General features: G+C 44.1%; 18 protein-coding genes. 9 read left to right on the top strand and 9 right to left on the bottom strand.

Annotated features, from left to right (window positions below; all coding sequences use genetic code 11):
* Positions 1–164: 164 nt before the first annotated feature.
* Positions 165–2,645, bottom strand: coding sequence for a right-handed parallel beta-helix repeat-containing protein (locus MHN09_RS07830; RefSeq protein ID WP_239240026.1), 2,481 nt, complete (start codon positions 2,643–2,645; stop codon positions 165–167).
* 346 nt (positions 2,646–2,991) lie between these two features.
* Here MHN09_RS07830 and MHN09_RS07825 point away from each other — a divergent pair, with 346 nt between their 5' ends.
* The gene (locus tag MHN09_RS07825) at positions 2,992–4,104 is read left to right on the top strand and encodes a glycosyltransferase family 4 protein (protein ID WP_239240023.1); all 1,113 of its coding nucleotides are present in this window, start codon (positions 2,992–2,994) and stop codon (positions 4,102–4,104) included.
* Here the strand turns inward: MHN09_RS07825 and MHN09_RS07820 are convergent.
* Complete coding sequence (locus MHN09_RS07820; RefSeq protein WP_156078228.1) at positions 4,096–5,235, bottom strand: glycosyltransferase; 1,140 nt, start codon at positions 5,233–5,235, stop codon at positions 4,096–4,098. The two genes, MHN09_RS07825 and MHN09_RS07820, sit on opposite strands and share 9 nt — an antisense overlap.
* 430 nt (positions 5,236–5,665) lie before the next feature.
* Between MHN09_RS07820 and pheS the strand changes: the two genes are divergently transcribed.
* The 5 genes from pheS to MHN09_RS07795 all read left to right on the top strand — a co-directional run bounded on the left by pheS (position 5,666) and on the right by MHN09_RS07795 (position 11,090).
* On the top strand, positions 5,666–6,646 hold the full coding sequence (gene pheS / locus MHN09_RS07815) for a phenylalanine--tRNA ligase subunit alpha (RefSeq protein ID WP_012518127.1): 981 nt from the start codon (positions 5,666–5,668) through the stop codon (positions 6,644–6,646).
* Positions 6,647–6,660: 14 nt separating this feature from the next.
* Positions 6,661–9,048: a phenylalanine--tRNA ligase subunit beta gene (gene pheT, locus MHN09_RS07810; RefSeq protein WP_239240020.1), complete on the top strand. Its 2,388-nt coding sequence runs from the start codon at positions 6,661–6,663 to the stop codon at positions 9,046–9,048.
* Positions 9,049–9,051: 3 nt separating this feature from the next.
* Complete coding sequence (ihfA, locus tag MHN09_RS07805; protein WP_014949129.1) at positions 9,052–9,351, top strand: integration host factor subunit alpha; 300 nt, start codon at positions 9,052–9,054, stop codon at positions 9,349–9,351.
* A 114-nt stretch (positions 9,352–9,465) separates the two neighbouring features.
* Positions 9,466–10,011, top strand: coding sequence for a hypothetical protein (locus MHN09_RS07800; protein WP_061485612.1), 546 nt, complete (start codon positions 9,466–9,468; stop codon positions 10,009–10,011).
* Positions 10,012–10,496: 485 nt separating this feature from the next.
* Positions 10,497–11,090, top strand: coding sequence for a hypothetical protein (locus tag MHN09_RS07795; RefSeq protein ID WP_049586483.1), 594 nt, complete (start codon positions 10,497–10,499; stop codon positions 11,088–11,090).
* A gap of 60 nt (positions 11,091–11,150) precedes the next feature.
* On the opposite strand, the gene ybaK is transcribed toward MHN09_RS07795, so the two are convergent.
* A complete protein-coding gene (gene ybaK / locus MHN09_RS07790) occupies positions 11,151–11,621 on the bottom strand; it encodes a Cys-tRNA(Pro) deacylase (RefSeq protein WP_239240017.1) in 471 nt (156 codons plus the stop codon).
* Positions 11,618–14,020 (bottom strand): penicillin acylase family protein, encoded by a 2,403-nt coding sequence (locus MHN09_RS07785; protein ID WP_239240015.1) that lies wholly within the window; start codon positions 14,018–14,020, stop codon positions 11,618–11,620. The genes ybaK and MHN09_RS07785 overlap by 4 nt, the downstream gene beginning before the upstream one ends.
* A 98-nt stretch (positions 14,021–14,118) precedes the next feature.
* Here MHN09_RS07785 and nagZ point away from each other — a divergent pair, with 98 nt between their 5' ends.
* Positions 14,119–15,129, top strand: a complete 1,011-nt coding sequence (nagZ, locus tag MHN09_RS07780; RefSeq protein WP_275446470.1) for a beta-N-acetylhexosaminidase — start codon at positions 14,119–14,121, stop codon at positions 15,127–15,129.
* 46 nt (positions 15,130–15,175) lie between these two features.
* On the opposite strand, the gene MHN09_RS07775 is transcribed toward nagZ, so the two are convergent.
* From MHN09_RS07775 to MHN09_RS07760, 4 genes are all read right to left on the bottom strand, one after another.
* Positions 15,176–15,691 carry a cob(I)yrinic acid a,c-diamide adenosyltransferase gene (locus tag MHN09_RS07775; protein WP_239240011.1) on the bottom strand — a complete coding sequence of 172 codons (516 nt, stop codon included), beginning with the start codon at positions 15,689–15,691 and terminating at the stop codon, positions 15,176–15,178.
* 82 nt (positions 15,692–15,773) lie between these two features.
* Positions 15,774–17,522 (bottom strand): CsiV family protein, encoded by a 1,749-nt coding sequence (locus MHN09_RS07770; RefSeq protein WP_239240009.1) that lies wholly within the window; start codon positions 17,520–17,522, stop codon positions 15,774–15,776.
* A gap of 1 nt (position 17,523) precedes the next feature.
* Entirely contained in the window at positions 17,524–21,021 is a 3,498-nt protein-coding gene (gene mfd, locus MHN09_RS07765) for a transcription-repair coupling factor (RefSeq protein ID WP_239240007.1), read from the bottom strand.
* A 58-nt stretch (positions 21,022–21,079) separates the two neighbouring features.
* A complete protein-coding gene (locus tag MHN09_RS07760; protein WP_039227099.1) occupies positions 21,080–21,682 on the bottom strand; it encodes a PilZ domain-containing protein in 603 nt (200 codons plus the stop codon).
* A gap of 192 nt (positions 21,683–21,874) precedes the next feature.
* On the opposite strand from MHN09_RS07760, the gene MHN09_RS07755 reads away from it, so the two are divergent.
* Positions 21,875–23,185, top strand: a complete 1,311-nt coding sequence (locus MHN09_RS07755; RefSeq protein ID WP_239240005.1) for a lipoprotein-releasing ABC transporter permease subunit — start codon at positions 21,875–21,877, stop codon at positions 23,183–23,185.
* Positions 23,186–23,262: 77 nt separating this feature from the next.
* Positions 23,263–23,826, top strand: coding sequence for a phosphoribosyltransferase family protein (locus MHN09_RS07750; protein ID WP_014949139.1), 564 nt, complete (start codon positions 23,263–23,265; stop codon positions 23,824–23,826).
* 24 nt (positions 23,827–23,850) lie between these two features.
* On the opposite strand, the gene MHN09_RS07745 is transcribed toward MHN09_RS07750, so the two are convergent.
* Entirely contained in the window at positions 23,851–24,678 is an 828-nt protein-coding gene (locus MHN09_RS07745) for an ATP-binding protein (protein ID WP_239240003.1), read from the bottom strand.
* Positions 24,679–24,781 lie beyond the last annotated feature (103 nt).

The raw sequence follows: 24,781 nt of genomic DNA, 5'->3' as shown, positions 1-24,781 counted from the left end.
ACACTCACTTGTTACTGTCATTACAAACCAACAAGCGACTAGACTTTTGGTTGTAGCAATAATTGTGCTCACATGGCGGATTGACTCAAGTTGTCGACGGATTTTTGTAATGAAGTAACTCTCGAGTTTTTCACGCAGGTTAATCAATAGAATTGATACCTCTATTAATTAAGAGGTATCAATTGGATATTTGAAAATGTCACTTTGGCATCATTTCGAGACTTTCTTACATCATAGTCCAATACAAAAACAATATAGTTAACATGGCCTTGAATGTATTTTCCGATGGGAAATGTTATGTCTGCTGTTGGCTCGTTGAAAGAGTCTTTCGCGTCCACTCCCCATTTCTGAGTGCCGAAAAATTGAATAACTCGATTGCTTGAAACCTCGTTATCTGTTTCAAAACCAATACCGACTATTTCAGGGTTGCCTTCAACTTCCAATGTTAGGCTAAGCTCTGTGTCAGGCGTAATGTCGACATCAATTTCGGATTTCATCCAATTATTTCCCGTTAACGTTAAAGCTTGACCGCTTTCTATTTGTGTTTCGCCATACTTGAATTGACGAGAAAACGGAGTGAGTTCTATTTCTTCTGTGTTCAACTGCCAAACTGGACTTACTAAGTCTCTGGAAGACATCGAAAATTCTAAAGAGACTATCTGATTCTGTTTCGAAAAGTTTGGAATAATTGAAGTTGGAGTTAATGCCAATAGAGTGGGGCTATTATTCTTGAGCATTTCTATATAGTTCATGTCATCAGAATTTGGATTTTCTTGAACATCGTCCAAGTTGAACTCGTATCTGGCATCCATGGTACTTTCGTTGTAGCAAAGATCGTTTATGCTTTTGCTTTTAAAATATTTTTGTCTATCCAAAATACAGTAACCAACCGTATTTCCACTCTTTCGCGTGATGATCACATTATTTTGCATATACACCCAAAACGTATTATCGCCATTGAAGTTTGAAGCGGCAAGGCCATTTCGGTTTGTATAAATGTAATTTTCAAGAATTAAGTTCTGGCCAGCAGGTTGAGACATTAGCCCTCCTGCTTTTATCGCGGTCCATTCAGAGCCTCGCTCGTCACCTAAATCATGAATATAGTTATGAAAAACATAGTTTGGGCCCAACCGATTGGGCACTATGCTTACTCCGGTGTAGCCTTGTGTTAGCTCATTATTGTAAAAGAGCACATTTCGCTGACCACCGTCTAATTCTATTAGGTCATCATTAGCGTAAGCTAAATAGTTACCATAAATAGCTGAATCTCTTACAAAGCCGCCGTTGCGCCATGAGTTTTGTCTACCTTCTATTACATCGTTAAATCGATTTGTGTCAGAGCCATATAATCGATTATTTCTAATAATCATTTGCCCCCGCAATGCTTCGTTGGGATGATACGCCCACACCAAAATGGCATTTGGACCATTAGGGTGCCCGTTTCCCCAATGATTAGCGCTAAGGTTTTGATCATGTATTTCGCAATCTTCAATTACAGAAACGCCTGTTTTTTCTAGGTAGATACCTGAGTCATAGTTAATGGGGGAGTTGCTGTTGATGCCTTCGTACGCTTTTCCGTTTTTGTATAAGCCTGCTTTTCGGCCATATTCAGAAATGTCACATCCCTGTATCCAAATATGGTGCGTTCTATCTGAATATATGCCGTACCGCTTGCCGCCTTTTATTGTAAGATTTTCAAGCATTACGTAAGACTGGCGACCAATATGTACAGCAGAAAGAAACTCATCACCTGCGTCAATGATGGTCCCGTCGCCAATTATTTTGGCATAACCGTCTTCACTACCATAAATATCTAGCTCTTCTAAGTTAAGTTGACCGCCATTGTAGATTTCTGAGAGGTAGTACACCTTATTTGGATCGATTGGAGGGCTGTTTGCACGAGTCTTAAATGTAAATGAATAACGCTGTTCATCGGATTCACTCTTGACCATTATTTCAACTTCATATTCAGTATCCTCATCCAAATATACTAAGCTGCCCGAAAGCGCACCGTAAACAGGCTCCCAAACTAAGCTCAATCCATCGCGCCATTGAAGTTCATTTAACTTTTTAAATCTGACGGTGTTGGTGCTGTCTTCGTTTTGATTGTATAAAACGATCCCGGCTGAGTTGATCAGAGGTGTGACAGAATTTTCTAGACCACTAGCGCTTTCATCAAAAACGAGGGTAGGGTCAAGATTCATTGACACGATGGCAGTCAGTATTAAATCCTGATCTAGGTTTTCCACGCTTTGCACCTTGCGCAGCAATGCATAACTGTCGATTGGGAAAAGTTGAATCAATAATTCCAACAAATCAGGTTTTGATTTAAATACTTTATCAGCATTGACATAGTCGTTGGTTTTGTAATTTTCTAAAAGCCCTGCTTCGTAAAGCTCAACAATGGAATTTGCATGCTTCGCTACCAAATTACTTGTTTTCACTCTGCCAAACGAGTGATTTTTTAATGCAGCAACTTTAGCCTCAGTGGCTTGATTGTCTAATGGAACTAATATTCGATGGAATAACGTACCTGGTTGATTGTAGAGTTGTTTAGAAGGTGAGGTTTTATTCGATATGCTACATGATACAAGCGCAGACGAAATGAATATAATAAGAAGAGGAACGACACAGTAGTTTTTCATGAGATAACCCTGGCAGCTAAAAAAGAAAGTGCGCTAAGATTTGTTCGCAAACTCTATAATTGCAAAGTTCCACGCGCAAGTTAATACTGCAACGATTTTTGTACGGTTAAGTCGCAAAAATCGTTTAGCTGATTTTTCATAAAAACAATAACTTCTATCTTTTTGATTTGTAGAAATTTAAATCGATTCGATCAACATGTAGCATGGCAGTTATGCCGACTAGGCTTACCAGCAATATTCATTCTTTATGAGCTTCTATGTTTAGCGAGACAGATAAGAAGAAACAAGAGCTTTAAGTGTTGCCTTAAATACTAAGGCGTAATTTGGTTTGTGAAAAGGAATCAACATGGCTCATGTATGCGTGATTGGGACAAGAGGCGTGCCTTCTTTCGTTGGTGGAATTGAGACTATCTGTGAAAACCTCTACCCAACAATTGTAGGTCAACATCAAGATCATAGAGTGACAATTCTCGGCAGGCTTCCCTTTGAAGGACAAACAACCTACTCATTTAAAGGCGTCGAGGTGCGCGTTTTAAAAGCGCCAAGCATTAAAGGGTTAGAAACCTTTATTCACACATTTATCGCGTTGATTTACGCTAGACTAAAACTCCATCCCAAAATAGTGCATTTACACGGTATTGGGCCGGGCTTTTTCAGCTTCTTATCTCGATTATTTGGATTCAAGACCGTAGTTACTCATCACTCTCCAGACTACAAGAGACCTAAATGGCGCTGGTACGGAAAGTGGATTTTAATGGCAGGGGAGCTAAACACGGTTATTTTTGCCAACAAAGTGATCTGTGTAAGTAATTCTTTAAAAAACGATCTTGATAAGCGGTTTAGCTTCTTAAAAGGAAAAAGAACCACCATCAGAAACGCAGGTTCATTGATTGCTCACGAAAACTGGCCTGATGACAAGCAATTGTTAGCATCGCTTAATTTGAAACCAAATCAATACATTCTTGCTGTAGGGAGGTTAGATAAAACCAAGGGGTTTGATGATCTAATTCACGCATATGAGGCTAGCGATTTGACTAACACGAAATTGGTAATTGTTGGGTCCAATTATGAGCAGGATGACTATGTACTGGCGCTTATGCAGAATGAAAGTGAGCGAATAATTTTTGCCGGTACCAGAACCGGAGGTGAATTAGTCACCCTTTATAAAAATGCTTCAATTTTAGTAAACCCATCGTATATGGAAGGTTTTTGCTTAGTTGTTGCAGAAGCCCTGTCTGTATGTCTTCCTATTATTGCCAGCGACATAGGTGCGCACAGAGAGTTTGAACTTGAAGACGCATGTTACTTTACTAAGGGTGATGTAGATGCCTTAACGAAAAAGCTTAATACAAAGGATTACAGTTTATTTCGTTGTCGCAATGCAGAGGAACTGCAATCGAGCAATACATGGCAACTGAATGTCGACAGACATGTGTCACTTTACAACAGCTTACTCTAGTTGGGTGCGAATGAAAGACCAGTATTGTTCGGCCACCTTGTCTATATGAAAGTCTTTCGCGCGCTTTAGGCTCATCGCTTTGTATTCTTTTCGTAATGCCTCATTCTGGAACAAATTAATTGCATGAGTCAGTTCAACCCTGTTGTCGAGTGGGGCAAGAATGCCGTATTTTGCTATATGTACCTTGTCTGAATGGAAATTAACATCTGCTGCAAGAATTTCCGCAGGTCCAGAAGGGCAATTAGTCATAATAGCAGGTAGGCCGATAGCCATGGCTTCCACCAACGCATTGGGAAAGCCCTCATTGTTTGACGCGGAAATATAGTATTTTGCCCTGACTAAAATGGAAAACGGATTTTCTGCGTAGCCCAGTAACGTTACTTTGTTAGATGCGTTTTGCTGGTATATGTAATCCAGTAACTCTTGTTTTTGTTCGCCATCGCCTAAAATACAAAGATGAGCAGACTCATCGGATTTCAAATAAGCATCAATAAGAAGCTTAAAATTTTTTGCTGGAGTAAGCCTACCAGTACTGATGATAAACGAATCGGGTAGTTCAAATTCAGGTTCAATTGCACATTTTTTCGAAATGAACTCAAGATCATAAGGATTAAAAATGGTGTATGCTTTATCGGTTGTCACAGAATAGTTTTCGACTAGATCAATGGTAACGCCATTTGAAACACCCACAATAGCATCAGCAAAGCGATAGAAAGCTTTCGGTAAAAGGCCCGCAACATGTCTTTTTAGCCCTTTAAATTGGTTGTCTAAGTGACTTGTTAAATGCATTCGCTCAAACAGCAATGCTTTATGTTTCTTTAAAAACATTCTGACAATGGCATTTGAAAGATTGGCTCTCACGAGAAAACTCGCCACAACACTAGGATTCGTTTTCTTAATATATTCGTTTATACCCTTGATGCTTTTTAAGGTAGAGCCTTTGCAATCCAATATGGTAAGTCGGACATGAGAAGGTAGTTCTCTCGCCATTGGTTCATTATCTAACAGCAAAACATGTACATCTAATCCTTCTTGTAAATGTGTTTGCCCTAATATATTGACGAGTGCTCTTTCCGCTCCACCTAAACGAATGGAATTGATAACAAAGACTACGCAACTTTTATTCGTCAATTCGATTTACCTCGAAATATGAACTCCCTGTGCTTTTCTTACTCCTAAAACTAACCACTCGCTTCATCTACTTTCTCCATTTTTGCACATCTAAATTTTATTTCATCTTGCAAAATTCTGCCATTTATCATTTGTTTATTTGTATCGGTTAAACATAAAAAGTGCTTCATTTTAGGAGTGAAGATATTGAGAAAGTTCTAGCTCACTATTCAAATCCAAATCATTTCTTTAAATGTTTACCTACCCACTTAGTTTATTTACGACATATTGCCTAGTTAACAACCAAAATTTCGCCATTATCAGCTATATAGGGTAGCGGTAATGTCAGTCACTCGTGTAAACTACCGCTTTTATTTCAGGCAAGCCTTAGCGCACAGAATAATTCTTCCTATGCTTTGGCCATGCAGTCATCATGTAAATTGAGGAAAACATGGAGCTTGACGCTATTATCAATCAGGCACAAAGCCAGATTGACGCTGCACAAGATGCAGCCACATTAGACCAAGTTAGGGTCGAATTCATGGGTAAGAAAGGTAAACTTACCGACTTACTTAAAGGGCTTGGAAAGTTATCTAACGAAGAACGTCCTGCCGCAGGCCAAAAGATTAACCAAGCTAAACAGGTTATTCAGCAAGCTATTTCTGCTAAAGGTGAGTTTTTACGCACTGAAGAGCTTAACAAGAAGCTAGCAGAAGAGGCAGTAGATGTAACTTTGCCTGGCCGCACAGAAAAGCCAGGAAATTTACACCCGGTTAGCCGCACGATTGCACGTATCGAATCTTTCTTTGGCGAGCTTGGCTTTTCGGTTAAAACTGGCCCTGAAATTGAAGATGGTTTTCACAACTTCGACGCGCTGAACATTCCTGCGAATCACCCAGCGCGTGCCGACCACGATACGTTTTACTTCAACCCAGACATGATGCTTCGTACGCAAACCTCTGGTGTTCAAATTCGTACTATGGAAGCAGAAAAGCCACCATTGCGTATTATCTCGCCAGGCCGTGTGTATCGTAATGACTACGATCAAACCCACACCCCGATGTTCCACCAAGTGGAAGGTTTGATGGTTGATAAGAATGTCAGCTTTACCGATCTTAAAGGTATTTTGCACGACTTCTTACATCACTTCTTTGAAGAGTCACTAGAAATTCGCTTCCGTCCGTCTTACTTCCCGTTTACTGAGCCTTCAGCTGAAGTAGACGTTATGGGTAAAAACGGTCAGTGGCTTGAAGTATTGGGTTGCGGCATGGTGCACCCAAATGTACTTAAAGCTGTGGGTATTGACCCAGAAGAGTACACAGGTTTTGCCTTTGGTATGGGCGTAGAGCGCTTAACTATGCTTCGTTACGGTGTTAACGACTTGCGCGCGTTCTTTGAAAACGATCTTCGTTTCCTTAAGCAGTTCAACTAAGGCAGAGAGTACACATGAAATTCAGTGAAAAATGGTTAAGAGAGTGGGTTAACCCGTCGCTGTCGGCACATGAGCTGTCTGAACAGTTGAGCATGGCTGGCCTTGAAGTAGACGGTGTTGAGCCAGTAGCAGGCGATTTTAAAGGCGTGCTAGTGGGTGAAGTGGTTGAGTGCGGTCAGCACCCGAACGCAGACAAACTGCGCGTAACTAAAATAAACGTAGGTGGCGATGAGCTACTTGATATCGTTTGCGGTGCGCCTAACTGCCGTCAGGGCATTAAAGTAGCAGTTGCTGTTGTTGGTGCTGTATTGCCAGGCGACTTTAAAATTAAGAAAGCAAAGCTTCGCGGCGAGCCGTCATTCGGTATGCTATGTAGCTTCTCTGAGCTAGGTATTAGCGACGACCACGATGGTATTATCGAGCTTCCAGCCGATGCACCTATTGGCACAGACATTCGCGATTATCTTGGTCTTGATGACAACGCAATCGAAGTAGACCTGACACCAAACCGTGCAGACTGCTTGGGTATTCGCGGCATTGCCCGTGAAGTTGGCGTACTTAATAACCTTGACGTGTGCGAGCCTGAAGTAGCTGCGGTAAACGCAACTATTGAAGATAAATTATCAATTACGCTAAGCGCTGACGACGCATGCCCACGTTATTTGGGCCGTGTGGTTAAGGGCGTTAACGTTAAAGCTGCATCGCCACTATGGTTAGTTGAAAAGCTACGTCGCTGCGGTATTCGCAGCATCGACCCCATTGTAGATGTGACTAACTTTGTATTGTTAGAGCTTGGCCAGCCAATGCACGCGTTTAATCTTGCCAGCATTGAAGGCAACATTAACGTGCGTATGGCTAATGAAGGCGAAACGCTTACACTACTTGATGAAACCGAAGCTAAGTTACAAAGCAATACTTTAGTTATCGCTGATGACAACAAAGCGTTAGCTATGGCAGGTATTTTCGGCGGCTTACATTCTGGTGTTACCACCGAAACCCAAGATATTTTACTTGAAAGTGCGTTCTTTAGCCGTGATGCGATTATGGGCCGTGCCCGTCAGTACGGTTTGCATACCGATGCGTCGCACCGTTACGAGCGTGGTGTAGACCCACAGCTTCAGCGTAAAGCCATGGAGCGCGCTACTGCACTGGTACTAGAAATTTGCGGTGGTGAAGCTGGCCCTGTTGTTGAAGCAGTGGCTGAAGACAAGCTACCCAAGCAGGCTACGGTTACGCTTCGTCGCGAACGTTTGTCTCGCGTACTAGGTATTAGCATTGACGATGCAAAAGTAACCGAAATGCTAAACCGCCTTGGTTTAGACGTAACGCAAACCGAAGCTGGCTGGGAAGCGGTTGCGCCAAGCTATCGTTTCGATATTTCAATTGAAGAAGATTTGATTGAAGAAATTGCGCGTGTATACGGCTACAACAACATTCCAAACGTGGCACCAAAAGCGACGTTGGCAATGCTGCCTTCGCAAGAAGCCAAGCTGCCGTTAAACACAATGAAGTCATTGCTTCTAAGCCGTGGCTACAACGAAGCAATCACGTATTCGTTTGTAGACCCTAAAATTCAAAACGCATTATTCCCAGACGTAAAGGGTATGGTGTTACCACACCCAATTTCATCTGATATGTCGGTAATGCGTGTAAGTTTATGGCCGGGATTAGTTGGTGCTACTGCTTATAACCAGAAGCGTCAGCAACAACGTGTTCGCATGTTTGAAACCGGATTACGCTTTATTCCTCAACAAGATGCGCCAAATGGTGTATTGCAACAGCAAGTAATTGGTGGTGTAGTAGCAGGGCGTCGTAATGAAGAACATTGGGACTTGGGCGACAACCCGGTTGATTTCTTCGATGCAAAAGCCGACGTTGAGGCGTTATTGGCACTTACAGGCAGAACCGGTGAGTTCCAGTTCGTTACAGGGCAACACAGTGCGTTACACCCTGGCATGACGGCAAAAATTTTGCTTAATGATGAAGAAGTTGGCTATATTGGTGCTATACACCCGCAGTTCACTAAATTGCTTGGTGTTAACGGCCGTGTATTTGTGTTCGAACTAGTGGTAGATGCCATTACTGATCGCAAGTTACCGTCAGCCGTACCAGTATCGCGCTTCCCATCGAATCGCCGTGATATTGCTATTACGGTTAAAGATGAAGTGCGTGTAGGGAATGTTCTTTCTTACATAGAAAATATTGGCGTAAATCAACTAGTTGCTCTAAACTTGTTCGATGAGTACAAAGGCAAGGGAATTGAGCCTGGCTATAAGAGCCTTGCTTTGTCACTTCATTTACAAGATCCGGATAAAACCTTGGAAGAAGCTGAGATTCAGCAAGCTGTAGATACTGTGGTTAAAGGTCTGGAATCTGAGTTTGGGGCCGCGTTAAGAGAGTAAACTATGGCATTGACCAAAGCCGAGATGGCTGAACACCTATTCGAGAAACTAGGCATTAACAAGCGTGATGCGAAGGATCTGGTAGAGCTTTTTTTCGAAGAGATTAAAGGCGCTCTGGAATCTGGTGAGCAAGTAAAACTGTCAGGTTTTGGCAACTTTGACCTGCGTGATAAAAATGAACGTCCTGGCCGCAATCCAAAAACCGGTGAAGACATTCCAATTAAAGCACGTCGTGTGGTTACATTCCGCCCGGGTCAAAAATTGAAAAGCCGAGTTGAAAACTCTGCACCTGTCGACCAATAATCTTTAGGTCGTTACAATACTGAAAAAGAGCGGGGTCTCTCGCTCTTTTTGTATTGCTTCTTTTATACAGTGCCGTCGCACTGGTTTTCATATGCAATTTCTTTGGAGGAAAGTGTGAAGAAAGCACTTGTCGTTCTTGCTATTATTGTTGCTGCTACGTTTTCATGGTTTGCTTATCTGTCGCTAGATGCAGACAAACGAGACCAAGACGCAGCGCAAGTTCCGCTAATCACAGTCATGGAAATTCTTCACGCTAGCGATTTGCAGGAAGGCGTTAAGCAGGCTGTGAAAGATGGGAATATCGAAATAGTAGATTCTTGGATGGTACAAGCCCGTGAAGTAGGGCAGGCTGCCAACCTGTCATCTGAAGATATGGATTATCTTAATTCAGAAACTGCGAAAGACTACGTCGTATTCAATGCTAAGCGCCAGCTGTACAACGAAGCGTTTGAAGCACGCTATTACGCGCTAAAAGATGTCGGTGTACTTAAAGAGCAATTTCCTGAAGCCAAAGACTTGTTTGCTCGCACTGACGCGTTGATTGAAAAACGCGACGCAATTATTCAACAAATAGCGGTAGCTATCTCGGGCAACGAACAGCCTGACGAAGCAGCGCTGGAGGAAGCGCGCAAACAGTGGTTAGCGCAGGCGGCCAATTAGATTATGATTTAAGTTATAACTTAGGCTATTGCTCGCGCTGCACTCAAACACTCACCAGAAACCTATACCACAGACCAGCTTCATACCCCTTCCTACTTTTCGTACTATAAATTCGTTGAAATCTTGATTTGAAAATGTACGCAATTTGGCGTACATTTGTCGTTCGTGTGGAGTGCTGGGTGCGTTACAAGGAAATAAAGCGACAGGTCATTGACTGTCTAAATAAAGGATACGTTTCCCATGAGCAGAGAAACGATATTGACGTTAAAAATTTATTGGCAATTGGGCAAGTGTCGCTTGAGGAAGTTGCCGAAATTATAGGTCGAAGTCGAGGAAACGATTATTCTTCCAGCCTTCATCATTTTGATAGCAGCATTACAGTACACGTAATTAAGACAAGGCTAGCCGGTCACAATTGGTATGTTAAATGGTATTACGTAGAACCGAATAGCGTTTTTATTAGCGTCCATCATTAGGGAAAAGATATGAAAATTTTCAAAGTCGGCGAGTCGCAGAAAGCGGCATGCAGCACGTGCCAGTCATTTGAAAATGTGACATTTCAACTTAGAGATGTTCCTTTCAGTGATGGTACGGGAGTGGTTAAAAAGGTTTTGGTGGGGGTATGCGATAAGTGTGAAAGCGTAACCGTGTTACCTCATCAATCCACACCTGCGGTTAAACGTCAATATGAAGCAAAGCGAAAGCCAGTGGAGGGGCGTTTACCTGCGCATTTAATCGATATTCTGAATTTAGCGACAATGGAAATCGGTGCAACTACAGACTTTGTTCCAAGCATGATGAAGTACTACATTCACTCATTGTCTGAAGATGAAAAGTCAGCAAAAAAGATAGCGAGTTACCTTCAAAGTGACTTGGCAAAAGGTAGATCAGAAAAGCGCCTATCGCTAAAAGGGCGTAAGATTTTTGAAGACATAGAGCACCTTAAATCACTCTCGCACATAGAAAACACCACTGATTTACTGAAAGGTATAATCCTTAAGATAAACGAAGATGTGCTTATTAAAAAAAGGCTCAAACCAATCGAAAACCTTAAGAATATAATGGCGGCAGTCGCATAACAAAAAGCTGCATTGTGAGTTTTCGCTAACGCAGCTAACGATATATTGGGTTGTGCTAAGTTAACTTACCGAAATATCTGCAAACTTGGCACCAGTGAGCGTAGCTAGATCAGAAGGGGCGAGTGCCACTTCCAATCCTCGTTTTCCAGCGCTTACGTGAATAGTTTGCAGATTTTCAGCGCTTTTATGAATGACGCTCGCTAACCGCTTTTTCTGTCCTAATGGGCTTACACCACCAAGTACGTAGCCTGTTGCAACCATTACTGCATTTGCTTGCGCCATTTCTACCTTTTTAACACCTAACGCTTTGGCCATTTTCTTTTCGCTAAGTTTGGTGTTTACAGGGACCACGGCCACGGCAAGCTTGTTGTTATCTGTACTCACTACCAAAGTTTTAAAAACGGTATCCGCGTCAAGGTTTAGCTTCTCAACCGCTTCTAGCCCGTAAGATGCCGCATTTGCGTCGTGGTCATACTTTAATACCGTGTGCGCGATACGTTTTTTGGTAAGTAGTGTGATTGCAGGTGTCATTCAACCTCTTTTCTATAAAATGTTCGGCTGTATATGGGCTCATTGGGGAGTAACGGTGTAGCAGCGTGCGTTGCGTAGTCGTTAAATCCAGACGCGTAAAATTCTGAAAGCGGGTGTCCAGATTGTCCGCCAGGTAGCGTTAAAATGGCATCTTCTAAATGGCCAGGGCTGATAAAAAATCGCTCAGAGGCACCAAAACTAGGTGCTTGTACAGCAGGCATGTATGTATCACCAAAGCCTTCTACTTGTTGCATGTTTAACATATCTCCAACTAGAGGAATTTGATCAGCAAATGGATGTTTAACAGAAAGTGCGTTCACCTTGCCCCAGGCTAATGTTTCCATATTAGCTTCTACTGGTGAATACTTGTCTAACAGCTTGTGTTTGGCGCGCCTGTAAGCGTCTACAAGTAGCTCGTCGAAGCTTTCAGTATCGTTAGGTAGCCAAGAGTCAGGCTGACTATGAATAAGTTGCCACACAGCAGGTTCAATGCCACGTAAGAGTGTACGGCTGTTTACACCTTGTTGGTCTAACGTTGAAAGTACGCCTCCAAAAAGGGTTTGTACCACTTCCTGCCTAAAGTGCTTAACTAACGTGTAGCCAACCGAATCTTCACATGCGCATTCGTCCCATGTGTTTAGGTAAGCGAGGTCGGGTTTAAATTCAATGTCTTGCATGTTGAGCAGCCCATACAAAAGGTGCTGCCAAGGAATAATAAAGCGGGCATGATTATCTAACTGAATGGCGTAAAAGTCAGTCTCAGTAAAGGTGTCTTTTTCAAATAAACGGTCTCTTATTTGTTGTCCGCGAGCACCTAGCGCGTAACCACCGTCGCCCCAGACTTTGAAGTCATCAGCCGAAATTACTCTAGCATTTGCAGTCCATATTCTTCCCATATCGGGGTTTAAAACCATGGGAAGCTTTAGTGCACGCTTTGGTGGTGTGTTTACTGCTTCTTGTTCTTTTATAGCAGTGAATGAAGCCTGCTGCCTTTCCATAACTGCGCCGCCAGGAAGCCAAGCCGCATTGCCGCTTTCATCAACAATCACGAGGTTTTGCGTGGGAATAGCAATGCGTTGGCCCATCTTTATCGCTGCTTGGACATTTTTTGCATTGCCGAAGTTTATTATTCCCAAGTTCGCAGCAAACGGATGATGCGCTACCCAATTAAGTGCATAGCGCTTGCCATTGAGTTCTTTCACTGGCCCATACGAACTTACTTCAAACTCAAATGTGTGCTCACCATCAGGTAGAGGAATACGCTCTGTTACCGTACTTGTGGCCGTCGATTCGCCTAGCTCAATCCAATCTACATTGTCTAAATTTGCATTCGTAAAACCCCAAGCGATATGCCCGTTGGTGCCTACAACAATGCCAGGAATACCCGGCAGGGAAACCCCGGTTACTTGCACATCGCCGCCCGATTCTTGATAGTTAAGCTGGGCGCGATACCAGATGATGGGAACCCGCAAGCCCAAATGCATGTCGTTTGCTAAAAGGCCTGCGCTTGTCGTGGTGTGACTCCCGGTCACTGCCCAGTTATTGCTACCAATATCAGGAAGCTCAGTACCGTTATATTGTGCACGGGCAATAGCAGTATTGTCGTTATCGTTTGAGTACTGGGTAGTCGCGTCTTCAGGCTCTTGCTTAATGCTCTCGCCATTACTATCTTCTGGTGAGTGAGTAATTGGGCGTAGCGATGCAGGGTACTCTGGAATAGGTGCTTCAAGCAATGGTATCTCGCTGGCATCAAGCGCTGCCTGATAATTACTCGGCTGAGTGATGAAGCTGTATACATCATCCCCAAATGTTGAAAGCAGTGCCTCTCTCGCTAAATCAAGTTCTACTTGGCTACCTTGTAAATCCAAATACATACTGTAAATCACAAGAATACTGTCGGTGGGGCGCCATTGTTTTATATCAACGCCTGCAGCTAGGTATTCAAAAGGTGGCAACGTATACTCAGACAATGCGTCATTTACGCCGTGGGCGTAACGTACAAGTAGTTCTTGTTGTTTTGAGGGAAGGTTATCGAATACGGCTTTTGCTCGTTTCTCAAATTGATGAAAGCGGGCTTTTTTATCGATATCTAGGGCAATGTCGCCCACCCATTGTGACAAACTGCCCGATGCGGCGCGGCGCTGTAAATCCATTTGAAAAAAGCGATCTTGAGCATGCGCAAAACCCAGTGCATAGGCTGCGTCGTAAATATCGTTAGCTTTAATAACAGCTTGGCCTAGTTCGTCACGGCTTAGCTCAGTAGGTGCGTTTACGTGATAGGTGGCGCTATTTCCGTCAAGTGCGGGCAAACTCATACGAAGCGAGATGTACAATCCCAGTACCGTTAAAAAAAGCAGTGCTAAAACACTTAAAACCAACCACTTGAACCAATTTATCACGTGTAAAACTCCCTATTTTTCTCTATCCTAACCACAGAACTTGCAAAATTGAAGTGATGTTTTATGACACATACTAAGGCGGTGCCGTGGGGCCATTAATGTTGGATTGTCAGGCCGAAGAACTTCTGCCTGAAGAAAAGGAAAAGTTAACACATCCAGTAGTGGGTGGAGTTATTTTATTTAGCCGCAACTATCATGATAAACGTCAGCTCTCTGCGCTGGTTCAAGATATAAGACGCTTTGCAAAGCGTCCAGTACTGATCGCCGTCGATCATGAAGGAGGCCGCGTTCAGCGTTTTCGTGAAGGCTTTACTGCCATACCTGCAATGGGCGATATTTTAAGGCAGTCAGAGCATCAAGATGAAAGTGCTGCATACGCAAAAGCGTGTGGATTAGTATTGGCTTATGAACTTAAAACCTTAGACATCGATTTTAGCTTTGCACCGGTGCTTGATATAAATGGTGTATCGCAAGTTATTGGTGACAGGGCATTTTCAGACAATGCAGACGACGTTATTCGCCTTGCCGCTCATTTAATCCAAGGTTTAAAAGCTGTAAATATGCCAGCTATTGGAAAGCACTTTCCTGGGCATGGCAGTGTAGCGCCAGATTCTCATGTAGCGTTACCCGTCGATGAACGCGAATTTGATGAGATACGCAGTACCGATATGGTGGTCTTTGAACGCTTAATTGAGCGTGCGTTGCTTGATGGCGTTATGCCTGCCCATGTTATTTATAATCAGGTGTGCGATAAGCCTGCGGGTTTCTCAACTAAATGGCTGCAGGATATCCTTAAACAGGATCTAGGCTATGGCGGCGCAGTATTCTCTGATGACTTGTCTATGCACGGCGCAAGTGTCGCAGGAAGTTACGTTGAGCGTGCTGAGGCAGCGCTAGAAGCAGGTTGCGACATGGTACTTGCCTGCAACAATCCGCAAGGGGCTGAGACTATCCTTGATGGATTGGAAACGCGCTTTGCTAACCTGTCTAACAACGATTTACAAAAGCAAGAACGCATTATGGCGCTTTATGACCGTGTTATGCCTGCAGGGCTAAAAGATAAATACGACAGTGGGGTTGAGCTGGTGAAGCGCTTAAGCGAACGGTAGTTTTTATAACTACCGTTTTTCGTTTTCTGATTTTAATGCCGGCCGCTTAAACTGGTACTTCGTCTACGCCAGCTTCTATATTTATAAATCGTGCAAAAGTGAAGAGAAAATCGCTTAAGCGATTTAAATAAGCATGTACCACTTCTGGCACGTCATAATGTTTAGATAGGCTAATGACAGCACGTTCAGCTCGGCGGCATACAGCACGACAAACATGAGCTTGCGCAGAAGCCTTACTTCCGCCAGGCAGTACAAACGAAGTATTAGGCGGCATTTGACGGGTAATATTATCTATAAGACTTTCTAGGTTCTCAATATCAGTTTGCATCAGCGTTGAGCTTGCTGAAATAGCAAAGCCAGCTTGAAACAGGTTGCGCTGAATGTCTTGGAGCATTGGCTTATGTTTGTCAGTAACATGCGCTGCTAGTAGTCCGATATGGCTATTGAGTTCGTCCATATCACCGTAGCTTTGTACTACTAAATCATCCTTATCTACACGTACGGCTTTGTCAGCGTAAATTTGTGTGCTGCCCTTATCACCAGTGCGAGTGTAAATCTTCATAAAAACCTAAATCTCTCTATCAATCGCAAATATTATTTTTTGTTTTTAAAACCAAAGTGCTTACAGTAAGCGTTTACTCAAATCACTCGCTAACGTCAGGGCGGTTGTAGCGACGAATTTGTACTACAAAACCAAACAGCGGGTGGTCGAAATAATGCAGTTGCGTACTGATTACACGTCTTTGCTCAGCTAACGGAACCGAAACCAGCTTGTATTCTGTTGATGGTGCCAAACGGGGCTTAGCGGCATTGCTAGAGCTATCATCTTCACCGCTGAAGTAGCTTAGTGGCACCGGCTGGCGATAAAACATCTCACTATCAACATGAAGGTAGGGTACGCGGTTGATATATTTAAGAAATACTTTGATAGTGCCGTCAATTTCCCAAATGGGGGTTCTTAACGAAGCATCTATAGCGTCATCTTCACCTTGCTCTACAATCATCGGCGTATCAAGCGCTTTAAATGCGCCATACTCTATAGCCTGTGGGTTTGACAAACGGCGGTTCAAATCGGCAAAAATATCTGAAACAGCAAGAAATTGATCAGTGTCTTGCGCTATAGGCTTATTAGCTTCAAAAGCAGTACTTACATCACTTAGGCTGTTTTTATCTGCGCCCGACGTATAATTGCTATCGTAATCTGAAAGAGCGGCGGTGGAGTCATAACCAAATTCTGTAGCAGAATTGTTCGGCTCATTGTCTGAGCTATTAGCTAGTTTTTGCTCTCGCATATCACCGTTCATGTCAAACTGCTGCGCGTAGTTTTGCCCACCATAAAGGCGCACATTGAAAGCTTTGTTCTTACCAAACATAACTGGCTGACGCCAGGTAGCGTGGAACAAACGCTCTAGCTCGCGATTAGAACGTATTTGGCGAGAAATTGAAGAGAGTGCTTGCTGATTACTGGTTAGCAGATGCGCTTTTGAAGCAAGCGGCCAGTCGTGCCCTTCAATAATAATAGGTAAACTTGCTGGAGCGGGTAGCCTATTATCCGGCTGATTCACCTTCCATACGATTACAGGTTGAAGCGCGCTGCTTCTAGACTTGCTCTCGCTTGTCGAAACGCCTGAGATTAGTTCGTTGTCGCTTGGAACAACAACGTTCAGTGCAGTGGTTACCTCAGCGCTAAGCCATGGCTTCGCTTCTTCACAGTACTTAAATACAGGCACCGTGACAGGTGAGGAATCTTTTACGCCGAAGAATGACGTCCAATAGCTGGCGATGGTTGCAGCATCAGGAGCGGGTGTGACGTCGTCAGTGATGAACCCCTCATTTGAGTAGTCAAGGCTATCGCTATACTCGGAGTCTGTTGAAGAATAAGTAGCGCCATACTCATCGCCATTAATGGTTTCGCTTTGTGCCTGACTCGCTTCGTCTGATGTAAGAGATGGCTCATTGGCTGTTAAGCCGGATGTTTCATTATATCCATAGCCCGCTTCTTCAGAGTAAGAGCTAGGAGACATGTCACCGTACTGCGCACTGTTATCTTTAGGCAGCGACAAAAAATCTACATCCTTTGCGGGCACGCTCAAAAGTCCGTTGCTAGGCCACTTAACCGATGTATCAGCGCCGCAAACGGCTAACCCTTGTTTTAGATAGCTTATATCAGGCGAAATGATATCGCTGATGATGTCTGCCTGAGCGCGAGGGGCTGACAAGTTGTCAGCCAAAGAAAACTGCTCTTCTAACTCAGTTAGTGCCACGTTGCGCTTAAACGCAATAACTTCCACATCGAACCACCAGTTGTCATTGGCGTTAGCTGTAGTTGAAATTGTCGTTAAGAAAACGGCGCTTATTGATGCAACTAACGGGCACCAGCGAGATAACTTCATGTTACCGCGACTCCTTTGCAAAATCGGCAATAATATCGCTAATAAACGCGATGCGCTCTTTAGCTGTTTCGGTCTTTTTCACCAAACGCAGTTTTTGGCTTCCTTCAAACTTAAAGGTGTTTGGTTTGGTTTGCACCAAACTAATAATATAGCCTGGGTTAACCTTAGTGGTTTCTTTAAACTCTATGGTACCGCCTTGGGCCGACAAGTCTACTTTTAGAATGCCTAACGCCTGGGCTTTTAGTTTAATTTCAGCCACTTCTATCAAGTTTTTGGCTGGCTCTGGCAATAGACCAAAGCGGTCAATACATTCTACCTGGAATTCATCAATGTCGTCTTGCGACGTACAGCTTGCCAGACGCTTATATAGCGATAGGCGAGTGTTAACGTCGGCAATGTAGTCTTCAGGCAATAGGGCTGGAATACGTAATTCAACCTCGGTGTGGCCTGATGTTGCATCGTCTAATGACGGCTCTCTACCTTCTTTAAGCGCGTTAACGGCTTTATCGAGCATATCCATATACAAACTGAAACCAATACTCGCTATTTGCCCCGATTGATCGTCGCCTAACAGCTCACCGGCACCACGAATTTCTAAATCGTGGGTAGCAAGCGCAAAACCTGCACCTAAATCCTCAAGCTGCGATATTGCTTCTAAACGTTTTACTGCATCTTTGGTCATGCGCTTTGGATGCGGCGTTAATAAGTAGGCGTACGCTTGATGATGCGAACGACCCACACGACCACGAAGCTGGTGCAGCTGCGCTAAACCTAAATGGTCGGCTCTATCCATAATAATCGTATTCGCACTTGGTACGTCGATACCTGTTTCAATGATGGTAGTACACACAAGTACGTTGTAGCGCTGGTGATAGAAGTCGCTCATTACGCCTTCAAGTTCACGCTCGCGCATTTGGCCGTGACCCACTGCAATACGGGCTTCAGGGACGATTTCAGCGATTTCTTCGGCCGTTCGCGCAATGCTATCCACTTCGTTGTGAAGGAAGTAAACCTGACCACCGCGCAGTATCTCACGCATAATGGCTTCGCGAATAACGGCTTTATTACGCTGCTGCACAAAGGTCTTAATTGATAAACGACGGGCCGGGGCTGTGGCAATAATCGATAAGTCGCGCATGCCTGATAACGCCATGTTAAGCGTACGAGGAATAGGCGTAGCGGTTAACGTTAAGATATCTACATCGGCACGTAAGGACTTAAGTTTCTCTTTTTGACGCACGCCAAAGCGATGTTCTTCGTCGATGATCACAAGGCCTAAGTCTTTATATTTAATATCGCTAGACAGCAGTTTATGTGTGCCTACTACGATATCTACCTTTCCTTCGCCGATGCGCTCAACCACAGATTTTTGCGCTTTACCGCTTACAAAACGGCTCATGACTTCAATTTCAAACGGCCATGCCGCGAAACGGTCTTTGAAGTTCTCGTAATGTTGCTGCGCAAGTAGGGTAGTGGGCACCAAAATAGCCACCTGTTTACCAGCATTAGCAGCAAGGAAGGCCGCGCGCATGGCAACTTCGGTTTTACCGAAACCTACGTCACCGCAAACGAGGCGATCCATAGCCGATGGACTGCCCATGTCGTGCATAACCGCTGCAATGGCTTGGGCTTGGTCAGGCGTTTCTTCAAAGGGGAAGCTGTCTGAGAACGCTTGGTAGTCGTCCCAGTTAATTTTATACGCAAAACCTGGCTTGGCTGCGCGGCGGGCATATACATCTAAAAGCTCGGCGGCCACGTCACGAACTTTTTCGGCGGCTTTTTGCTTGGCCTTTGTCCATGCGTCAGAACCTAGGGCGCTAACTGGCGCGCTGTCAGCATCGCCACCAGTGTAGCGTGAAATCAAGTGAAGCGACGCCACAGGCACGTAAAGCTTAGATTGCTTGGCATACTCGATGCACAAATATTCGGTTGCTACGCCGCCCGCGTCCAACGTTTGAAGGCCCAAATAACGGCCAACACCGTGATCGAGGTGCACCACAGGCTGACCAATAGAAAGTTCGGCCAGGTTACGGATAATGGCGCTTTCGTCGGTGGCAGTGCGTTTATCGCGAAGGCGGCGCTGGCTTACCTTTTGCCCTAATAGTTCGGTTTCGGTAATGAATAACAGCTCGCCTTCCTGAGTTTGCCAGCGGAAACTGTTATCAACCATACCCACGGTAATGCCAATGCTGTCGTGACTTGCGATGAAATCGCTAAAGCTATCAACAATCTTTGGCTTGATGCCCGCTTTGGCAAGTACCGTAAGCAAGCCCTCTCGGCGACCTTGGGTTTCAGCACAAAACAGTACTTTAGCCCCGTTGTCAGTGGCTTGATTTACCGTTTTAATGAGTCTTTCAGCAGGTACTTTTTTCTGCGAGTTAATCGCAATATCATCAAGCTTTTCGCACTGAAGGTTGCTAGTACCTGATTTTTCTTCAAGCACCTTGCTAGAAAGGGATGCACGTGGCCACTGTTTTATGGCACCAAATAGCTCATTTATAGGTAAAAACAGCTCGTCTGGTGCAAGCAGTGGACGGGCTAAGTTATAACGATACTGCTCGTAACGTTCTTGTACGTCGGCCCAGAAAAACTCGCTGGCGTCTTGCACATCACCGTGAAGTAATAACAGGCTTTTAGGGTGAAGATAGTCAAAAAGCGTAGCGGTTTTTTCAAAGAAGAGGGGAAGATAATATTCCACACCGCTCGGCATGGTGCCCTTGCTTACCTGAGAAAATACGCTTTCAGATGCATTGTTTGCGTCGAACTTTTCTAAAAACTGCTGGCGGAAAAGCGTGATTGCCTCTTTGTCTGTAGGAAATTCTCGTGCTGGTAGCAAGCGAATTTCGTTAACAGCCTCGCCAGAGCGTTGGGTTTCAGTATCGAAATAGCGAATGGAGTCGATTTCGTCATCAAACAAGTCTATTCGAAATGGCTGGTCGCTTCCCATCGGAAAAAGGTCGATGATGCTGCCGCGCACCGAGAATTCGCTGTGGCTCATTACCTGACTAACATGCAGGTAGCCGGCTTGCTCGAGATTGCGTCTGAACTGATCTCTATCTAAGGTGTCGCCCTTGTTTAGCATAAGCAAATACTTTGCTAAATAATCGGTAGGGGCTAAACGCTGCATTAACGTGTTAACAGGCACTATGAATATGCCTTCGCCTTGCTGTGTAAAGCGGAACAGGGTTTCTAATCGCTGAGAAACAATGTCTTGATGGGGCGAAAACGAATCGTAGGGCAGTGTTTCCCAATCTGGGAACAACGTAATAGGTGTCTGCTTTGTATTATCGCTTAGGAAGAAGGCTATTTCTTTTTCGAGCTTCATTGCCGACGGTGTATCGGCGGTAATCAGTACAATAGGGCCTTTGTATTGGCTGAGTGCTTGGCTGATACATAGTGCGGCACTGCTGCCTTGAAGTTGGCCCCAGTGTTTGTGATCTTGTGATGAGGCTTCTTTTTTCGGCGCAGGTAATGGAAGCGATAATAAAGTGGCTGTCATGACGTCCTGTTTTTTAAGTGCAAGATGAGTTTTACGGCTTATATACTGATGTTAGGGTCTATTCAGATCCCGCTTTTTTTTCTTTCGCCCGCTTTCTTAACTGTTGTGTTTGAATATGCAAGCTAGCGCGAACCAAAAGCTCCTGATCTTGCTCTCGAATGGTGTTAAAAATAAAGGCGATATGGTAACGGTCTTCTACTTGCTCGCAAGTAATTACTTCGCCAAAACAAAATATTGCTGCTGCTTCGGCATCCAAGAAAAGTTTAAGTTCCGCTTTGGCGCCCACATCCAATGCTTCTTTTGACTCAATAATGACACCGCCACCACCCAGTTTGACTGTTTTGAAGCGGAACTCTGGCTCGTCTTGCTGGTGCAAAACGAACGACATCATCAAATCGATTTTTCGAGACTGATGGTTTAAGTAGTCAGCCAGCGACTCAGCGTGGTCACTTAAGTTGCGAAGCGGACGAATTGCTTGCGCTTCGATAGCGGCCATTTCGCTGGCAATGCGAAATGCATACGGCATCGACTCCTCTAAGTTCTCTTCATCAGGCACTACTTCGTCTTCACCTAACGGGCGCATATTGGCGTTTATGCGATGTGCGATAGAAAAATATTCATCGAATTGGGCTTTTTTTTGTTCTAGGCTAAGTTCGCTCACATCATTCCTCTGCCACTAATTCTTGTGCAGTTAGTAACTTATAAGTAGTATACCGTTCACACGTAGTATACTCACTTTACTATTTTGGGGTTAACCCGTCATCTCGTCTTTGGGCTACTTATCTGAATTTCTCATTCATTAAGCATAGCTAAACATAAGGCAGATTACCGTATTACTGAAAAGCAAGGCGCTATGTTTTATCCTCTTTCTGCATTCATTGCTTATCGTTATGCCAAGTCTAACAAAGCAAGCCAAACCAGTTTTGTTTCATTTATTAATCGATTTTCAGTGGCGGGTATTGCACTGGGATTGATGGCGCTGATTATCGTTGTGTCTGTTATGAACGGCCTAGAAGGTCAACTAAAACAGCGCATATTAGGCATTGTCCCCCATATTGAAATTACAAAGACACCCATCATAAGCGAGAACCCTAGCAGGACATCCAACGAAAACGCAATTACAGAGACACCCACGCAAACTGCAGAAAAAACGCAGACAGTGACTTTAAAAGAAATTAGCGAGACACCCATCGAAGGCGTTGTTGCCACTATGGCTTACAGGGAAGCTGAAGCAGTAGTGCAGTCTCGCTCGGACTTGCGTGGTGTTCAGGTTCACGGTGTTCAACCTGAAGTAATGATTGAACACACTTTGGTAGCAAGTCACATGGAGCAGGGGCGATTTAGCGATTTAACTGAGGGGAGTTTTGCTGCCATTATTGGGCGCTCACTTGCCATTAAACTTGAAGCGCGTGTTGGAGACCGATTGCGGGTTATGGTGGCAGGCGCAAGTGTGTATACACCGTTTGGAAGAATGCCAAGTCAACGGCTTGTAACCGTGGTGGGTGTCTTCGATATGGGCTCGCAGATGGATGACAAAGTGATGTATATGAACCTTAAGGATGTGAACCGCTTAATGCGAGATCCTAAAGGTAGCGAACAATCGCTTCGACTCTTTTTAAATGACGCTTTTAACTATCAAGCAGTTGTTAGCGCGCTCACCGATAGGGTGGGTGTCTCTGTAAATAATATGAAGACTTGGCGTGAGCGTCAGGGGCCGCTATTTGATGCCGTCAAGATGGAGAAGAACATGATGACGCTCATGTTGCTGCTTATTATCGCGGTAGCGGCATTTAATATCGTCTCGGCACTGGTAATGGTGGTAACGGAAAAACAAGGCGATATCGCAGTACTCCAAACTCAAGGTATGTTACCCAGTTCAGTAATGTGGATTTTTGTGTTAAACGGTTTGTTTAACGGCATTAAAGGCGCTGGCATTGGTCTAGTATTAGGCGTAGTGATTACGCTCCAATTAAATAACATTTTGGACCTTATCGGGTCGCCGTTAGCCTTAGCGGCAGACGGTAGAGGGCTGCCAATTGAAATGGACGTTGTACAAATTGTAGGTATTGCTTTGCTGTCTTTGCTACTGTGTGTTTTAGCCAGCGTTTATCCGGCGCGCAAAGCGATGAAAATTGCACCATCGCAAGCGCTCCAAAACGAATAAATCGCTGAATTTACCGTGCAAGTTAGTGCAAAATTCACTATACTCGCGGTCTTTTAAATTTTGCCCAGTGAGACGTCATGAACAAGAATTTTATCACCTCGCAATCGCTTCTACAGGATTCCTTTCGCCTAGCGGCAAAGGTGTATGAAGACGGCTTTCGCCCTGACTTTATTATTGGTATCTGGCGTGGTGGTGCTCCCATTGGTATCGCGGTTCAAGAATTCTTTGAATTTAAGAATACGTCAACCGACCATATCGCAGTACGTACATCGTCTTACTACGGAATAAACAAACAATCGAAAGAGATCCGTGTGCACGGATTACACTACTTGGTAGAAAACGCGAATGCTGATGACAAGTTATTGATTGTTGATGATGTTTTCGATTCAGGCCGCAGTGTAGATGCACTTATTAAGCAAATTAACAAACTAATGCGCTTGAACATGCCTAAAGATATTCGCATTGCATGTCCGTGGTACAAGCCGCAAAACAACACAACAGACATCGTGCCAGATTATTACGTTAACGAAAGTGATGAATGGCTAGTTTTCCCTCACGAAATTGCGGGTTTGTCGGAAGAAGAAATTCGTGAAGGCAAAGGCGAGCTGGCTGACGTTATGGACATTTTGTTCAAAAAGTAGTGAGTAATTGCTTGATATAAGCGACTAGGAGTTGCTGTCAAACGTATCTAAACCGCACGCTTGTGCGGTTTTTTTATCTTCCAACTTTGTTGGAAAAGATAGGGTAAATGTGGTGCCCACGTTTACTTCACTTTCTACGCTAATGGTTCCCCCCATCGCTTCAACGATGGAGAACGAGATATAAAGTCCTAATCCAGTGCCTTTGCCGGTTGGTTTGGTGGTGTAAAACGGTTCAAAGAGCTTTTGAAGGGCATGCTTTTCTATACCGCAGCCCGTATCTTTTACCGTAATGACGGTGTGATCTTTTTCTTCAAACGAAGAAATAGTTAATTTATCGCCATCTTCCATCGCTTGCGCAGCATTTACGAATAAATTGACTAATACTTGGTTTAATTTTCCTGTTTTTCCCTTAATTAAAGGCACATCGCTTAGGTGCTGTTGAATCTTTATTCGGTGCTTCAATTCACTGTTTACTAATCGCAAGGCGTGAGCAATGCAGTCGTTCACGTTTACGGTTTCATCATCGGGAATATCTGCATCGTGGGAAAAAGAGCGAAGACTGGTGATAATGTCTGTAACTCTATTTAGGCCTTCCTCTGATTCGCTGCAAATATCTGCAATTTCGTCGCTTAATGAATCAATCTTATTTTCAACCTTCCACTGTTTCGCAGCTTCAGCTACCTTCAGCCTCTCATCGTCGGTTGCGCTAGCCGCCAATTGTAAGACGATGTCTTGCATTTGCGATAGCGCAGGCAGCACGTTCCGTAAAAAGTGAATGTTGCTATTAATGAAAGCAACAGGGTTATTAATTTCATGGGCAACACCAGCGGCAAGCAAACCTAGCGATGCCATTTTTTCTGTGTCGTCCTAATATAGGTTGACAGTTATTAGGCCAGCTCTCGAAGCTGGCCTTTTCTATTATGCACTGCGTTAGGCGTTTCCATATCTAATGCTA

Source organism: Alteromonas sp. MmMcT2-5 (assembly GCF_022348315.1).
Classification (GTDB): Bacteria; Pseudomonadota; Gammaproteobacteria; order Enterobacterales; family Alteromonadaceae; genus Alteromonas; species Alteromonas macleodii.
This window is presented reverse-complemented; position numbering and strand designations above follow the sequence as displayed.

Bases quoted from the DNA above. Each gene is read 5' to 3' on its own strand.
- MHN09_RS07830 (WP_239240026.1), bottom strand. From the start codon at position 2,645: ATGAAAAACTACTGTGTCGTTCCTCTTCTTATTATATTCATTTCGTCT.
- MHN09_RS07825 (WP_239240023.1), top strand. From the start codon at position 2,992: ATGGCTCATGTATGCGTGATTGGGACAAGAGGCGTGCCTTCTTTCGTT.
- pheS (WP_012518127.1), top strand. From the start codon at position 5,666: ATGGAGCTTGACGCTATTATCAATCAGGCACAAAGCCAGATTGACGCT.
- pheT (WP_239240020.1), top strand. From the start codon at position 6,661: ATGAAATTCAGTGAAAAATGGTTAAGAGAGTGGGTTAACCCGTCGCTG.
- ihfA (WP_014949129.1), top strand. From the start codon at position 9,052: ATGGCATTGACCAAAGCCGAGATGGCTGAACACCTATTCGAGAAACTA.
- MHN09_RS07795 (WP_049586483.1), top strand. From the start codon at position 10,497: ATGAAAATTTTCAAAGTCGGCGAGTCGCAGAAAGCGGCATGCAGCACG.
- ybaK (WP_239240017.1), bottom strand. From the start codon at position 11,621: ATGACACCTGCAATCACACTACTTACCAAAAAACGTATCGCGCACACG.
- nagZ (WP_275446470.1), top strand. From the start codon at position 14,119: ATGTTGGATTGTCAGGCCGAAGAACTTCTGCCTGAAGAAAAGGAAAAG.
- MHN09_RS07775 (WP_239240011.1), bottom strand. From the start codon at position 15,691: ATGAAGATTTACACTCGCACTGGTGATAAGGGCAGCACACAAATTTAC.
- MHN09_RS07770 (WP_239240009.1), bottom strand. From the start codon at position 17,522: ATGAAGTTATCTCGCTGGTGCCCGTTAGTTGCATCAATAAGCGCCGTT.
- mfd (WP_239240007.1), bottom strand. From the start codon at position 21,021: ATGACAGCCACTTTATTATCGCTTCCATTACCTGCGCCGAAAAAAGAA.
- MHN09_RS07755 (WP_239240005.1), top strand. From the start codon at position 21,875: ATGTTTTATCCTCTTTCTGCATTCATTGCTTATCGTTATGCCAAGTCT.
- MHN09_RS07750 (WP_014949139.1), top strand. From the start codon at position 23,263: ATGAACAAGAATTTTATCACCTCGCAATCGCTTCTACAGGATTCCTTT.
- MHN09_RS07745 (WP_239240003.1), bottom strand. From the start codon at position 24,678: ATGGCATCGCTAGGTTTGCTTGCCGCTGGTGTTGCCCATGAAATTAAT.